The organism is Thiothrix sp. UBA5583 (assembly GCA_002425225.1).
Classification (GTDB): Bacteria; Pseudomonadota; Gammaproteobacteria; order Thiotrichales; family Thiotrichaceae; genus Thiothrix; species Thiothrix moscowensis.
Genome location: DILV01000032.1, coordinates 1 through 14209, shown reverse-complemented (window position 1 = coordinate 14209; position 14209 = coordinate 1). Strand labels below are relative to the sequence as shown.

The 14209-nt window shown below is 55.1% G+C and carries 13 protein-coding genes; 6 read left to right on the top strand and 7 right to left on the bottom strand.

The window, feature by feature from the left end; translation table 11 throughout:
* Window positions 1–265: 265 nt before the first annotated feature.
* From lptG to B2U47_RS13745, 5 genes are read right to left on the bottom strand one after another with little or no spacing between them, the layout of a single operon-like run.
* A complete protein-coding gene (lptG, locus tag B2U47_RS13765; protein ID WP_296678930.1) occupies window positions 266–1333 on the bottom strand; it encodes an LPS export ABC transporter permease LptG in 1068 nt (355 codons plus the stop codon).
* Window positions 1330–2397 carry an LPS export ABC transporter permease LptF gene (lptF, locus tag B2U47_RS13760; RefSeq protein ID WP_296678928.1) on the bottom strand — a complete coding sequence of 356 codons (1068 nt, stop codon included), beginning with the start codon at window positions 2395–2397 and terminating at the stop codon, window positions 1330–1332. The genes lptG and lptF overlap by 4 nt, the downstream gene beginning before the upstream one ends.
* Before the next feature lie 10 nt (window positions 2398–2407).
* Window positions 2408–3163, bottom strand: a complete 756-nt coding sequence (locus B2U47_RS13755; RefSeq protein ID WP_296683433.1) for a phosphatase PAP2 family protein — start codon at window positions 3161–3163, stop codon at window positions 2408–2410.
* Window positions 3153–4712 carry an ArnT family glycosyltransferase gene (locus B2U47_RS13750; RefSeq protein WP_296678924.1) on the bottom strand — a complete coding sequence of 520 codons (1560 nt, stop codon included), beginning with the start codon at window positions 4710–4712 and terminating at the stop codon, window positions 3153–3155. The genes B2U47_RS13755 and B2U47_RS13750 overlap by 11 nt, the downstream gene beginning before the upstream one ends.
* The gene (locus B2U47_RS13745) at window positions 4709–5710 is read right to left on the bottom strand and encodes a glycosyltransferase family 2 protein (RefSeq protein WP_296678922.1); all 1002 of its coding nucleotides are present in this window, start codon (window positions 5708–5710) and stop codon (window positions 4709–4711) included. The genes B2U47_RS13750 and B2U47_RS13745 overlap by 4 nt, the downstream gene beginning before the upstream one ends.
* A gap of 197 nt (window positions 5711–5907) precedes the next feature.
* On the opposite strand from B2U47_RS13745, the gene B2U47_RS13740 reads away from it, so the two are divergent.
* Together B2U47_RS13740 and B2U47_RS13735 are read left to right on the top strand one after the other, a co-directional pair.
* Window positions 5908–6291 carry a DUF6394 family protein gene (locus B2U47_RS13740; protein WP_296678921.1) on the top strand — a complete coding sequence of 128 codons (384 nt, stop codon included), beginning with the start codon at window positions 5908–5910 and terminating at the stop codon, window positions 6289–6291.
* Window positions 6292–6306: 15 nt separating this feature from the next.
* Window positions 6307–7995, top strand: a complete 1689-nt coding sequence (locus B2U47_RS13735) for a potassium channel family protein (protein ID WP_296678919.1) — start codon at window positions 6307–6309, stop codon at window positions 7993–7995.
* 52 nt (window positions 7996–8047) lie between these two features.
* On the opposite strand, the gene B2U47_RS13730 is transcribed toward B2U47_RS13735, so the two are convergent.
* On the bottom strand, window positions 8048–10255 hold the full coding sequence (locus B2U47_RS13730) for a response regulator (protein ID WP_296678916.1): 2208 nt from the start codon (window positions 10253–10255) through the stop codon (window positions 8048–8050).
* Between the two features lie 186 nt (window positions 10256–10441).
* On the opposite strand from B2U47_RS13730, the gene B2U47_RS13725 reads away from it, so the two are divergent.
* The 4 genes from B2U47_RS13725 to B2U47_RS13710 all read left to right on the top strand — a co-directional run bounded on the left by B2U47_RS13725 (window position 10442) and on the right by B2U47_RS13710 (window position 13138).
* On the top strand, window positions 10442–11023 hold the full coding sequence (locus B2U47_RS13725) for a glutathione peroxidase (RefSeq protein WP_296678915.1): 582 nt from the start codon (window positions 10442–10444) through the stop codon (window positions 11021–11023).
* A 4-nt stretch (window positions 11024–11027) separates the two neighbouring features.
* Complete coding sequence (locus tag B2U47_RS13720; RefSeq protein WP_296678913.1) at window positions 11028–11771, top strand: SDR family NAD(P)-dependent oxidoreductase; 744 nt, start codon at window positions 11028–11030, stop codon at window positions 11769–11771.
* The gene (locus tag B2U47_RS13715; RefSeq protein ID WP_296678911.1) at window positions 11771–12193 is read left to right on the top strand and encodes a nuclear transport factor 2 family protein; all 423 of its coding nucleotides are present in this window, start codon (window positions 11771–11773) and stop codon (window positions 12191–12193) included. The genes B2U47_RS13720 and B2U47_RS13715 overlap by 1 nt, the downstream gene beginning before the upstream one ends.
* A gap of 135 nt (window positions 12194–12328) precedes the next feature.
* A complete protein-coding gene (locus tag B2U47_RS13710; RefSeq protein ID WP_296678908.1) occupies window positions 12329–13138 on the top strand; it encodes a DUF2189 domain-containing protein in 810 nt (269 codons plus the stop codon).
* A 199-nt stretch (window positions 13139–13337) separates the two neighbouring features.
* Here B2U47_RS13710 and B2U47_RS13705 read toward each other — a convergent pair.
* The coding region (locus B2U47_RS13705) for a restriction endonuclease subunit S (protein ID WP_296688417.1) at window positions 13338–14209 on the bottom strand (872 nt) is incomplete at its 5' end.

Sequence of the window (14209 nt, the reverse complement as noted above, 5' to 3'; positions counted from 1 at the left end):
AAAACCTTCGTATCGCTGGATGTCGTTATTGGCATACCAGTGGTGAGAAATGCTGGCAAAAAAACTGTGGAACAGATTTTTCAGCCCGTTAAAATTGTTTTGCTTAGCAACTCGTGCAACGCGATACGCTGTTTGACTACTCAACTGACCCAGATTGGGCGTGGCAGCTTTGCGTGCTCTGATCTGTTCGATCAAAAAAGTGGGTGTGCCGGTTTCAAACCAGTAATTCTTGAACTCGCGTTTATCAAGCAGAGCACCATGCTGGCTAGCGCACCCGCCGCAGCATCCACAGCCCACCAGCAAGGAACACCAGCAGCGGCAGCGTGGCGGACAGCAGCGGTGGGATGCCATACACAATGCCGATATTGCCCAGAATACGGTTAAGCAGGAAGAAGCTGATCCCGATCAGGATACCGATGAAAATCCGCTGCCCAGCCCCAGCGTTACGCTGGAAACTGAACACGAATGGAGCGGCAATGATCAGCATCACCAGCGTGGAAAGCGGTATGGTGAAATGCTGCCAGAAAGCCTGCTCAAAACGGCTGCTGTTCAACTCGTTGTCGCGCTGGTGCTGAATGAAATCTGCCAGTTCCTTGGCTGCCAACTGGTTGGGTTTGACCGCTGCGATGGTGAGTACCTGTTCGGGCAGTAGTTTTTCCTGCCGCAATTCCTGGTGGCTTGTCTGGGTGATGCCATCAGCACGGATGATCTGTTGCTGGATGTCGCGCAGCAACCAGCCCTGGGCATCACGCTCGGCACTGGCGGCACGGGTAATGCTGTCGATGCGCCCGGCTTGCGGGTCAATCTGGTAAATGGCGATGCCTTCCAGTTTCTTTTCCGACCACAGCTTGCTGATATTGAGAATGCGGTTGCCATCCTTCAGCCACAAGCCCTGATTGCCAACAGCCATCTGCTTTTGCTGCATTTGCAGTTTGAAACTGTTGGCGACGGATTCGGCACGCGGCGCAACCCATTCACCCAGCACAAATACCACGATCACCAGCGCCAGCCCCAGTTTCATGGTCATCAGCACAATCTGGCGGATGGAAATGCCCGCTGCCCGCATCGCAGTCAGTTCACTGTTGGCTGCCAGATTGCCCAGCCCCAGCAGGCTGCCGATCAGGGTGGCGGTGGGGAAATAGTCATACAGGCGTTTCGGTACACCCCACAGGATATAGATGAAGGCTTGCAGATTGCCATAACGGGTTTCTGCGCTGACATCGCCCAGTTCGCTGAGGAAAGCGAAGAAACTGTCCAGCATGGTCAGCGACAGCCAAGTGAGCAGGATGCTGGTCAGTACGCTTTTCCACAGGTAACGTTCGAGGATGTTCATGCCGGTTTCCCGTAATACTTGCGCAACAGCCAGAAAGATAGCCCCAGCATCGCCAGATGGATGGGCCACAAACCGGGGAAGGCAGGAAAATCACCGCGTTCAATCATGCCCTTGACGGTAGCCAGCAGGTTGGCATACAGCGCATACAACAGGATAGCGACCGCAATTTTGCTGTAACGCCCCTGGCGGGGAGCCGTGTAACTGAGTGGGAAGGCGACCATTGCCAACAAGGGCGCGGAGAGGATCACCGCAACCCGCCATTGCAGTTCTGCTTGGGAAGGCAGGTCGGGAGCCTGAAAGAGCGTTTGCGAGGGGATCGAGCCAAGATTGCTGTTGCCGGTGTAATTGCGCAACGGAATGCGCAAGCCGTGTTCGGCAAATTTCACCACGGTCATGCCGCCTTGTAGCGGGTCGGTTTCATAGCGGTAGCCGTCACGGATTTGCAGCACCCGTTCACCGCTGCCCGAGTCGATGAACAGCACCGCAGAACGCGCCCAAATCAATACTTCCTTGGCATCATCCTGCACACGGATGAAAAAGCGTTCCATGATGGTGTGGCTGGGGTCGATACTTTCCGCCAGTGCGGTGTAATTGTTACTGGCAGAACCGGAGGTGACGAATTCACCCGCAGGAATTCCGGCGGCTTCCGGGCGTTCGTTGATTTCGCGGCGCAAGTCGAGGCTACGCTGTTCCAGCCAGGGCGAGACGAACAACACCAGCGCTGCCAACAACAGGCTGAGGGGCAAGACAAAGCTGAAAATTGCCCGGTAAAAATGGCGTGGTGCAACTCCGGCGGCGCGTAATGCCGCCATTTCCGAGTCACGGTACAGGCGGCTGAAAGCCAGCATCATGCCGATCAGTAAGGCAACCGGAACCAACCGGATCAACTGTTTCAGCGAGCCAAACCACAACAGGCTACCGACCAGATCGGCGGGCAGGTCGCCGGTACTGGCATCCGCCAGCAAGCGCACGAAGGTATTGCCGACAATGATCAGGGTCAGCACCAGCAGGGTGGCACTGAAGCTGAGGGCAATTTCCTTGAACAGGTAGCGGTTGATGATCATGTGGAATCCGTCAGGCGGGTTTGCGCCATGTTTGCCAGAGTGTAGTCAGACAGGCTAAGGTTGCCAATGTTGCAATCGTCATCTGTAACCAGAATGCCTGTGGATAGCCACTCTCCAATCCAAACAGGAGCAGGGCAAACAGCAGGAACAGCCCTGCCAGCAGTCGACGCCCGCCTAGGGTATTTGCCCACTGCCAGCGGCTTGCCAGTTGCCAGCCAGCCCAAGCGGAAAACCAGCCGAAAGCGCCACCTGCCAGCACATCCAGCGGCCAGTGTGCCCCCACCGCAATACGGCTGATGCCCGCCAGCAAGGCCAGCAGGAACAGCACCGCAGTTACGCGCTCGCGCTGCAACACCAGCGCATACACGCCTGCCAGCACAAAAGCGGCGGTGGTATGCCCGGAAGGGAAACTGAAGTTTTGCAGGTCGATGCCAATCACGTGTACCTGTTCGCCCAGCACTGCCAGCGGACGTTCCATCGCCAGCAATGGTTTCAGGCTGCGGGTGAACAGCGTGGCAATCAGACCCGCCAGCAAGCCAGCCGGAAGCAGTTGCGGGTAGCGGAAGGCCAGCAGGCTCAGCAAGGCCAGCGATACCAGCGCATCGCCCAGCAGGGTAAGGTTTGCCCACGCAGCATCCGGCAACAACCGCAACCAGGGTTGCAGGTCGAGAAACAGTGGCATATTGAGGTCTAGCATAGCCAGCATGAGCGTCAGTAATGCCAGTAACATGACGGGTACACCCACTGTTTCAAGCCTATCGCGCACTGTCTTTCACCCGCTTTGCCAGCATCACGCCGCCCTGACGGAACACTGTCTGATAATCTTCTGCCGGTTGCAGTGAACCCCTTTCGGTAAATACGTATTCACCCACTTGCGGCAGGCGTTGCGGTGTCACCCGTTCACGGTAGGTGGTGAAACTGGGCATGTTCAGCCCATCCATCACCACTACCGAATCGTTCAGGTAATGGCGGGCGAAACGGGCGGCTTCCTTCACTGGGGCTTGCTGAATCCACGCCACCACCGGAATCAGGATGCTGGTCAGGAACAGGGTTTGCAATACGGCAGCTCCTACCAGTCGCCAGAAATTTTGCACCCTGGGCCACAGCAGCAGCAACAGCAGTGCCAGCAGGTAAATGAGCGTGGCTGCACGGTAGTGTGTGCCCGTTACCTTGAGGGATTGTTCCAGCAATCCCTGGAAATACTCACCCGGATTTTGCGCTGCTGCTGTTGCTAGCAGTTCCGGCAGGAACAGCAATACCCCGGCAAGCAGGATTGGCGGAACCAGCGCCAACCAGCGGTTGGGGGTTTCCCCGCAGTGTTTCGCCAGCAACAGCAATAAGGGCGTAATGCCATACAGCAGGTAATGCGGCAACTGGGTGCTGGAAAGCGAGAACAGCAAGAACACCAAGGCAAACCAGAACCATAGGAAGTGTTCAAAGGTTACGGTCGTTGGCTTCCTCAACTGCATCAGCAACCCGCCAAACGGCATGATGATGAACGGCAAGGCAAGCAGATAGTACCAGACTACCCCACCATGCCCTTCCATCGTGTCCGAGAAACGGCTGACATTATGTTTGAGGAAAAAACCGTCGATGAAAGCCTGCCCCTGATCCCGGTATTCAAGGATGTACCACGGCGCTGCCACTGCCAGAAACACCACCAGCCCGTAAGGATTGAACACGGTTTTCAGCCAGTTTTTCCACTGTCCGTGGCTGATATACAGAAAAGCACTGGTAACAAACGGAATGGCAACCGCCACCGGCCCCTTGCACAAAAAGCCCAGCCCCAGCCAGAAAAACACCCGGAACAGAATCATGCGGGTCGGGTTTTCCCAGTAACGCCAGATGTCGAACAGGCTCAGGGCAATCAGCAGGTTGAGTACTGCGTCGGCGGTGGCTGCCCGCCCGATGATGATGATCATGGCGGAAGTGGCTACCATCACCGCAGCCAGCATCGCATTCTGTTGCGGCATCCGTGGTTTGGCGAAGTAATAGGTCGCCATCACCCAGGCACTTGCCGCCAGTGCTGACGGTAGGCGCACACTCCACTCATGCAGCCCGAATAGCGACACACTGATGGCTTGCAGCCAGTAGATCAGGATAGGCTTGTCGAAACGCGGCTCACCATTCAGGTAAGTGGTGATGAAATCGCCCCGCTGCAACATTTCCCAGGTAGCCGCCGTGAACGCTCCTTCATCCAGATCAAACAGTGCAGGAGCACCCAGTTGCCAGAAAAATGCCAGCACTACCAGTGGCAACAGGAAACCGTCACCACTTTGCAGCAACCAGTGACGCAAGCCGGATGCGAGTCTCATGCGGCAGGCGGCTCGTGCCAGCCGCGCTGGTCTGCGTCACGCGGTGGGCGGATGATATACGGGGTGCGGTTGGATGACTCGAAATACACCCGCGTCAGCAACTCGGCAATGATGCCGGTGGTGATGAACTGGATGGAAGTTATCACCATCATGACCCCTGCCAGCAACATCGGGCGTGTACCAATGTCATTGCCCAGCAGGAATTTGTCGATACCCAGCCAGAACAGGATCAACGAGCCAATCAGGCCGAATGCTAGCCCGATAGTGCCGAAGAAATGCCCCGGGCGGGCGCGGAAACGCATGAAGAACCACATGAACAACAGGTCGATGATCACGCGGAAGGTGCGCGAAATACCGTATTTGGATTCCCCGCTCAAACGCGCATTGTGGTTGACCACTCGCTCACCAATGCGGGAAGGGCGCACAGCCGTGGCAATCCAGGTCGGGATGAAGCGGTGCATTTCCCCATACAAGCGCACGCCTTTCATGGCAGCAGCGCGGTAAACCTTGAGGCTGCACCCGTAGTCGTGCAGGTGTACCCCGGTTACTTCGCGGATCAGGCGGTTGGCAATGCGTGATGGAATCTTGCGCATTACCAACGTGTCCTTGCGGTTCTTGCGCCAGCCGACCAGCAGGTCAAGGTCACGCTCGTGCAACTCCTGGATCATGCCGGGAATATCTGCTGGGTCGTTTTGCAAGTCGCCATCCAGCGTGACCAGCAGGCTGCCGCGTGCTTCGTCGATACCCGCCTGCATGGCAGCGGTTTGCCCGAAATTGCGTTGCAGCTCAACGATATGGATGTGCTTGCCGTGTTTGCTGACGGCTTCGTGCAGGCGATCCAGCGTCCGGTCAGTACTGCCGTCATCGACCAGCACCAGTTCCCACGGGCAGGAAAAGTTCGCCAGTGCCTCACCAACCCGTTCCACCAGCGGCAGGACATTGCCCTCCTCGTTGTAGAACGGCACGATGATGCTGACGGTATCAACAGAAGTTGTCATTGAATCAAAGTCCAGTTATCAGGTTAGCGCAGGATTATACGTTAAACCGGCGCAAGGGCGACAGCATCCTGCGGGTGCGCCGTTGGCTGTGGTGGAGAGAGCAAGTTCAGTCGCACCTGGCAATTTCAGCCAGTTTGGCAAAGTAATGATGCTATGCTTTGGGGCATCGCTGCGATCCATTTTGTTGAGAGGCATTCATGAATTCGGAAAAGGTAATTTTCGGTTTTTTCATCCTGTTGGCGTTGACGCTCAACTTCGGTTTTTTCATTGGCGACATTGACAATATTGCCCACCATAACGTGTACGAACTGTTTGCCGCTCTGGTCGTCAGCCTGATTGCCACCGTGTTGAAATTTGGCGACCGTACCCATCTGGGCGCAATTTTTCTGGCAACCAGCCTGGTAGCAGATTTGCAGTTGCTGATGGCAGCCCTGATCTGGGGCTATGCTGCCCACATCAGTCCAGCAGGGATGGATACCGAAGCAACGGTGGCGGTGGTGTCCTTCTCCGGTGGGGCGTTGTTGGCAAACATTGTCTCCGTCATCCTGCTGGTTGCTGAAACCATGACAGTACGTCGCTAAGCGCAGGAGGCAGCCATGCCTGACATTTTTTATGTGCTGTTGCGGCGGATGCGTGCGCCGCTGATTGTGCTGATCCTGATGTATGCAGTGTCGGTCTTGGGGTTTACCCTGATTCCGGGGCAAGATGCAGAAGGCCAGCCGTGGCACATGTCGTTTTTCCACGCACTGTATGTCGTCAGCTACACGGCTTCCACCATCGGTTTCGGGGAAATCCCCTATGCCTTTACGGAAGCACAACGCCTGTGGATGGTGTTTGTTATCCATCTGACTGTGATCGGCTGGCTGTACAGCATTGGTTCACTACTGACTGTGCTGCAAGACCCGGCATTCCGCAGGCTGCGTACCGAGTATGCCTTTCAGCGTAGTGTGAAACGCTTGCGTACTCCGTTTTATCTGGTGTGTGGCTACGGTGATACCGGCGGGATTCTGGTCAAGGCATTGGCAGACGAAGGCATCAAGTCGGTGGTTATTGACCGGGATGAAAACCGCATCAATGAACTGGAACTCAATGATTATATCCGCCGCCCACTGGGTTTGTTGGCAGATGCAGCCAAACCGGCAGTACTGGAAATGGCAGGCATTACCCATAACTACTGTGTAGGTATCATTGCCCTGACCGATTCCGACCAGACCAACCAGATGGTGGCCCTGAGTGCCTATCTGCTCAACCCAGACCTGCGCGTGCTGGCGCGGGTAGAATCGGCGGAAGCAGGGGCGAATATCCGTTCCTTCGGTAAAAACGAAGTCATCGACCCGTTTGAAACCTTTGCCGGACGGCTGGCGATGGCGATCCATTCCCCCGGCATGTATACCCTGTTCACCTGGATGACGGGCGTGCCACATGAGGTCTTGCGTGAACCACTGTTCCCGGAACCCGGTGTGTGGATTTTGTCTGGCTACGGGCGTTTTGGTAAGGCGTTGTGTCGCCATTTGCAGCAGGCAGGCATCCAGATGCAGGTCATCGAAACTGACCCCGTGCGTACCAATGCACCACCTGGCACGATTGCAGGTTCGGGGGTGGAGGCTTCCACCCTGCTGGATGCGGGTCTGAAGCGTGCCGTGGGTATCATTGCCGGAACTGATAACGACGCCAACAACCTTTCCATCCTGATGACGGCGCGGGAGCTGAAACCAGACATTTTCATGGTGGCACGCCAGAACCAGCGTGATAACGGCATCATTTTTGACAAAGCCAATTTCAACCTGATCATGAAACGTGGTGATGTTGTCGCCCACAAGATTTTTGCCCTGTTGCGTACCCCGCTGATCAGCCATTTCCTCGAGGCAGTGAAAGCCCGTGATGACGACTGGGCCAACCTGCTGGTGAGCCGGATTCTGGGCGTAACCACCGATGAAGTACCTTACCTGTGGGAAATCAAGATCAACAAGACCCGCACACCCGCCCTGTACAAAGGTTGTTTGGCGCATGGTGTGACCCTGCGGGATTTGCTGCGTGACCCGCGCAAGCGTGAAGCACAATTACCTGTGATCCCGTTATTATTGAAACGTCAGGAACAGGTGATGGTTTTACCGGATGCTGATACGGGTCTGGCAGTCAGTGACCGGCTGCTGATGTGCGCTTCCTACCCGACCAGCCATGATATGCAATGGGCAACCCAGAACGAAAATGTCCTGCATTATCTGTTGACAGGTCAGGAAACCTCCGGTGGGGATGTGTGGAGGCGCTTGTTACGTTATTGTTAACACAACCGCCTCACTGACAAATTCCCTTTATGCGTAATTGCCTCTCAGGTTTTCAAGCGCTTGTCCTGCGGGTGGCGGCAATGGCAGCAAGGGTGTGCAACAGCTCTACCGGCTGGAACGGTTTGGCAACATGGGCATTCATGCCCACACTCAGGCAGCGCTCACGTTCCTCCTGCATGACATTGGCGGTCAGGGCAATGATGGGCAGGTCGGTGTAACGCGGCTGGGAACGCAGTACGCGGGTGGCTTCGTAACCATCCATGACCGGCATCTGGATGTCCATCAATACTGCGTCATACTGCCCATTGGCAGCCGTGGCCATCGCCACACCTTCTTGCCCGTTGTTGGCGCAATCGACGTTGGCTCCGTACTGGGTGAGGATTTCGGCAGCAATCAACTGGTTGATCGGGTTGTCTTCCACCACCAGAATACGCATGTCGCGGATCAGGTTGGCATCATCGTTGCCCTCGGTGTGCCTAGCCGGGGTTGTGTCAGCGACAGCTTGCTGGATGATCGGGTACAAATCCCTTGGCAATACCGGTTTGGGCAGGAAATGCACGATATGCTGGCGTTCGCAGTAGGTGTGAATTTGTTCCAGATCGTGGGCGGACACTACCACGATGACGGGCTGGTGAATATCAGGCAGGGTCTTGATGCTATTGATGAGTTCTTCGCCGCCCATACCGGGCATTACCCAGTCAGTGAAAACGAAATCGTAAGCGCTATCTGCTTGTGTGAGCTTTGCTAGGGCAACTTCGCCTGATTCTGCTTCCTGGCAATCAAGACCAAAATGCCCCAGCATTCGCCGCAACACGGCACGGGCGGGCAGATGGTCATCCACTACCAGTGCCTTACGCTGGCGGGGTGTGTTGTTCGGGATTCCGGCGTTCTGGCTGGAGGGCTTTGCCAGGGGTAGGGTACAGGTGAAACAGGAGCCTTGCCCCGGTGTGCTGGTGACGCTGATACTGCCTTCCATCAGATCCAGCAGGCGCTTGACGATACTCAACCCCAGCCCTGTGCCGCCATGCCTGCGGGTGGTAGAGCCGTCTGCCTGGGAAAACTCCTGAAACAGGTTGTCCATCACCGCAGGGGTCATGCCGATGCCGCTGTCTTCCACCCGGAACTGGAGACAGTAAGCTGCCGGAGTTTTTTCCAGTACGTCGATGCTCAGCAGCACGTAGCCGCTGTCGGTAAACTTGACACCATTGGTCAGCAGATTGGTAAGGATTTGTTCCAGCCGCAACGGGTCGCCCAGAAACGTGCCTGCATCCCCCAGCAACTCGTTGGCACGCACATCCAGCAACAGTTCCAGACCTTTTGCCAGTGCTTGTTGGCGCAACAGGGTAATGGTGTGGGTGGCAACATCTTCCAGCCGGAACGCGGTGGTTTCCAGTGCCAGCTTGCCTGCTTCGATTTTGGAAAAATCCAGAATATCGTTGATGATGCGCAGCAGGGAGTTGGCAGCGTTCTGGATTTGTAGCACGTAATCCTGTTGGCGTTTGTCCAGCCGGGTGGCAAGGGCAAGGTGGCTCATGCCGATGATGGCATTCATCGGCGTGCGGATTTCGTGACTCATGTTGGCAAGAAACAGGCTTTTGGCCTTATTGGCTTCTGCTGCCTGGTTTGCCAGCGCCAGTGAATGGGCGGTGGCCTGTTCCAGCTTGCGGTTGGATTCCAGCAAGGCGGCTTCGGCGCGGTGGCGCATGATGGCTGCGCCCAGCGAGGCTGCCATTGATGTCAGGATGGCCTGTTCCTCTTGCCTCCAGTGGTAATCCATGTGGCAGTTGTCGAAGCCGACGAACCCCCAGAATTGCCCACCGACCATGACCGGAACCACCATCAGTGACACAATGTCCTGCGGTTCCAGAATGGAACGTTCACTTTGCGGAAAATGTGCCACCAGCCCTGCGACCGCCTGCCCGCGTGACAGCCACTGCAACCAGCGCGGAAACAGGGCGTCGAATGACAGGTTCTGCAAGTCGGCATTATTGATCTGGATACTGACGTTGGTCTGTGCCCATTCATAGCGCTGGCTCATCAGGTTTTCACCGCTAACCGGGTCAACATGATACTCGAACAGGTACACCCGATCCTGTTGGGTGGCCTTGCCAATGATTGCCAGAGCCTGTTGTACAGCAAGGTCAATATCCTGGCTGGATAACAGGAGGCTGACTGCACCGGCAACGGCTTGCAGCAGGGTGTTCCGCTGGGCGGGGGCATCACTGTCGGGTGCTTGCTTGGAAAGGCGGTTGCTCATCATGTGCGCTGCTATCCGTTTTTATCGTTATTATGGTTTGTGAGGTTACGGTAACAGGCAGAATACCGCCAGTGTATGGGGGTTTTCCATACATTCCCGACTATCTGCCTCACTTATTGTAACGCTATTCGGGCGGGCACAATTGCCCGTGTCATACTGGCTGCACGCTGATACGACTGAGGTGAATTCATGTTGAAACAATTTCTGGGGCTGGCAATGAGCTTTTTCGCCGCTGCCAACGTGATGGCTGAACCAGTACAAGGCACGCCCACCGATAGCGGTTGCCCCGCCGCGCTCAATTTCACCCTGCGGGAACTGGGTAATGAGCAGGAGGTAAACCTGTGTAAAGCATACCTTGGTAAAGTGGTGGTGATCGTAAACACCGCCAGCAAGTGCGGCTTTACCGGGCAGTTCGAGGGGCTGGAAAAGCTGTACAGCGATTACAAGGACAAGGGTTTGGTGGTGCTGGGTTTCCCCTCCAATGATTTCGCGGGGCAAGACCCCGGCTCGGAACAGGAAATCAAGGATTTCTGCCAGCAAACCTACGGGGTGAAATTCCCGATGTTTGAGAAAACCCACGCGGCGAAAGCCAACGCTTCACCCTTGTATAAAACCTTGGGTGAGATGGCGGGCGAATACCCGGCGTGGAATTTCCACAAATACGTCCTGAACACCAAGGGCGAACTGATCGGCAGTTTCAGCAGCTTTGTGACCCCGCAAAGTGACAAGCTGGTGAAACTGATCGAAGCCAATTTGCCCGCCGCGCAATAGCCTTATGTCACAGCAACGGGTGGCATGGCTGGTGGGGGCGAGTTCCGGCATTGGGCAAGCGCTTGCCTTTGCACTCGCCGCTGACGGCTGGAGTGTTGCCATTAGTGCGCGACGCCTTGAGCCATTGCAGGCGATGCAGGCACGTAACCCCTTGTTGCGGCCCTATCCGCTGGATGTCACCGACGTGTCGGCTCTGCACGCTGCCGCCGCCGCGATTAGCCGGGAGTGCGGTGAGATTGAACTGTGCGTGTTGAATGCGGGGGATTACACGCCAATGCCGCTAGCGGCGTTTGATGTCGGTTTGTTCCGCCAGTTGTGCGAAGTCAATTACCTGGGTGTGGTCAACGGGTTGGCGGCGGTGTTGCCGTTGCTGCTGGCCAAGGGGCGTGGGCAGGTGCTGGTCACTGCCAGTATTGCCGGGTATCGAGGCTTGCCCAAATCAGCCCCCTACAGTGCCAGCAAAGCAGCCGTGATCAGTCTGGCGGAATCGCTGCATCTGGAATTGAAAGCCAAAGGCGTGTTGTTGCGGGTGATCAACCCTGGTTTTGTGCGCTCGCCACTGACCGACAAAAATACTTTCAAGATGCCGTTTCTGCTGGAAGCGGAGGATGCTGCGCAAGCCATCCTGCGTGAGTTGCCGCGCCACAACTTCGAGATTGTGTTCCCCAAGCGCTTTGCGTATGTGATGAAACTGCTGCGTATCTTGCCGTACTGGCTGTATTTCAAACTGACCAAGGGAGCGCTGTGATGCGGCATATCGAGCGTTATTTGCAAACCTTTACCACGCTGCAACCTGACGGGCTGGCAGTCTTGGCGGATATTTTTGCGGCGGATGCGCGGTTCAAAGACCCGTTTAATGATGTGCGCGGGGTGGAGGCGATTACGCGGGTGTTTGCGCACATGTACGCCACTACCCGTGATTCGCGCTTTGTGGTGCAGGCATGGGCAGTGAATGGGGAAACCTTGTTCATCCGTTGGGATTACCACTTTCAAACCCTGAAGGGTGAACCTTGGCAGATTCCTGGTACGAGTGTGGTGCGCTTCAATGCGGCGGGGCTGGCGCTGGAGCATGTAGATTACTGGGATCCGGCAGAGCATGTTTACAGCAAGTTGCCGGTATTGGGGTGGCTGATGCATTGGTTGCGGGGCAAACTGGCTACGCCGCAGTGAGGCTGTGCTGGCTTGACCTCTGTTTTTACGGGGTTTGTTGCTGCTACTGATGCTAAGGGTTATAGTCTGGCCAATCCTGAGTAAAAAGCTAGGAAATAACTTGATTCAGCCATTCGTTTCAAAAGGAGGTTAAAAATGGAACAGTATGTCAGCAAACCGGCTACGGCTTCCGTGGCTCCCCATGCCGAGCAACTGTTTAAAAGTTACCCTGTGCAACACGTTGAACCGGCAGCCATCCAGCGCTGGTTACGGCAAGGTTGGGATGACATCAAGGTGAACCCTTCCGCCAGTCTGGCCTACGGCATTATCTTTGCCCTGATCGGGGTATTGATGGGGATGGTGTCTGCCAGCAACCCGGCTTTTTTCGTGGCGGCTACCACTGGTTTCTTTCTGGTCGGCCCTTTCCTGGCGCTGGGTTTGTATGCGCTCAGCCACCAGATTGAGCAGGGTCAGCCCGCACGTTTCATGACTTCCCTCGGCGGCATCCGCGAAAATAGCATCAGTCTGGGTTTGTACGCCATTATGCTGGGAATGCTGATGGTGTTCTGGGTACGCCTGTCAGCGGTGATTACCGGCATTTTCTTTAATCAGGTCGCGGTGTCTGCCGAAGGTTATGCAGGGTTGTGGAATGCGCTGATCACGATGAATGATGGCTGGATGTTTGTGCTGGCCTTCTTTGGCGTTGGCCTGTTGTTTGCTTTGTTCGCTTTCATCACCGGTGTTGTCACCGCCCCGATGTTGCTGGAACGCAAGGTGGATATTGTGACAGCAGCCACCACCAGTGTCCGTGTCGTGCTGAAAAGCCCGCTGACCATGTTGTTGTGGGCGCTGACCATTAGCGTGGTGATTGGTGCGGGCATCCTGACCTTTAACATTGGCCTGATTATCGCCATGCCATTGATTGCCCATGCTAGCTGGCACGCTTACCGCGATATGGTGAAGTGAACGTCGGCCCATTCCTGAGGGTTGTGTGATTGGCTGTTTGTGGCCAGATTTCCTTGCCGGGTAGATGAGAGCGTTTTACCGGCAAGGATTTTTTGTGTTGGGTCTGGGATCAGCCTTGTTGTTTCTGGTGTGGCGAGTAAAATTACTCAGTATGTTGAGTAATTTGTAAGATTGTTGGGGATTGATAGCGCCGTAATCTTTACATGACTTGCTGCGCTGCGAGCGCATCCGCCAACTGCAACTGTGTTGCCTGGGCTGCGCTGATTTGCGCTTTCATTGCGTCGCATAATGCCATTAGCTCGTCGACTTTGGCGACAATGCGGTGTTGTTCGGCGAGGGGTGGTAATGACACAACAGTGTTTGATATTTTACTTAAATTTAAATTTGGTTGTGCTCCACCAGCAGAAAATGATCTCAATTCTTCATATGACTTCTGAAAAAATAATTTTATAAATCGTCTGTGTTCCAATGCCTGTTCAATAAGTTGAATCGCTGCACATGCTTGATTAGTTCCAGCTTCAATTGCTAATTCTGTTATTTGCCCTCTTGTTTTTCCCTGCCCATACATGGCGATAATAAGTGTTCCGATAGGATAAATTGAAATATTTGTCTCTTCCACTGCTTTCAGTGAAATCTTCTCATTCACATTGAAAATAAAGTTTTCTGAAGTTTCACCACTTGTTACCCAATTAACTTCCGCCGGGTGATAATAATCAATGTTGGATCTTGCAGGTGTAGCTCCTGTTCCAATACTAGTAAAAGCACCAATGCGACACCACTCCCACCCATTCGGTAATTCAAATGGTTTTTCATTGTCAGTAATCGCTGGCAGCGGTTTTTCTTTTTTGATTTTGCCTTCTTTGATGAGGCGGGTTTTTTCCGCAGCAATCTTTTGCAGCAATTGGCTGGCGGGTTCGTCGTTGGGGTCTTGCGGGACGAGTTTGCCCATGACTGCGAGTTGCAGGATGGTTTGCTTGAGCTGGTCGATGCTGTGTTCGGTGGTGAACAAGGTGTCGAAATGGGTGGCGATGCGTGCCCATGCGGGCATACCCCCCATCCCCAGCCCTTCCC

Coding starts and splice junctions, on each gene's coding strand:
- lptG (WP_296678930.1), bottom strand. CDS start 1,333: ATGAACATCCTCGAACGTTACCTGTGGAAAAGCGTACTGACCAGCATC.
- lptF (WP_296678928.1), bottom strand. CDS start 2,397: ATGATCATCAACCGCTACCTGTTCAAGGAAATTGCCCTCAGCTTCAGT.
- B2U47_RS13750 (WP_296678924.1), bottom strand. CDS start 4,712: ATGAGACTCGCATCCGGCTTGCGTCACTGGTTGCTGCAAAGTGGTGAC.
- B2U47_RS13745 (WP_296678922.1), bottom strand. CDS start 5,710: ATGACAACTTCTGTTGATACCGTCAGCATCATCGTGCCGTTCTACAAC.
- B2U47_RS13740 (WP_296678921.1), top strand. CDS start 5,908: ATGAATTCGGAAAAGGTAATTTTCGGTTTTTTCATCCTGTTGGCGTTG.
- B2U47_RS13735 (WP_296678919.1), top strand. CDS start 6,307: ATGCCTGACATTTTTTATGTGCTGTTGCGGCGGATGCGTGCGCCGCTG.
- B2U47_RS13730 (WP_296678916.1), bottom strand. CDS start 10,255: ATGATGAGCAACCGCCTTTCCAAGCAAGCACCCGACAGTGATGCCCCC.
- B2U47_RS13725 (WP_296678915.1), top strand. CDS start 10,442: ATGTTGAAACAATTTCTGGGGCTGGCAATGAGCTTTTTCGCCGCTGCC.
- B2U47_RS13720 (WP_296678913.1), top strand. CDS start 11,028: ATGTCACAGCAACGGGTGGCATGGCTGGTGGGGGCGAGTTCCGGCATT.
- B2U47_RS13715 (WP_296678911.1), top strand. CDS start 11,771: ATGCGGCATATCGAGCGTTATTTGCAAACCTTTACCACGCTGCAACCT.
- B2U47_RS13710 (WP_296678908.1), top strand. CDS start 12,329: ATGGAACAGTATGTCAGCAAACCGGCTACGGCTTCCGTGGCTCCCCAT.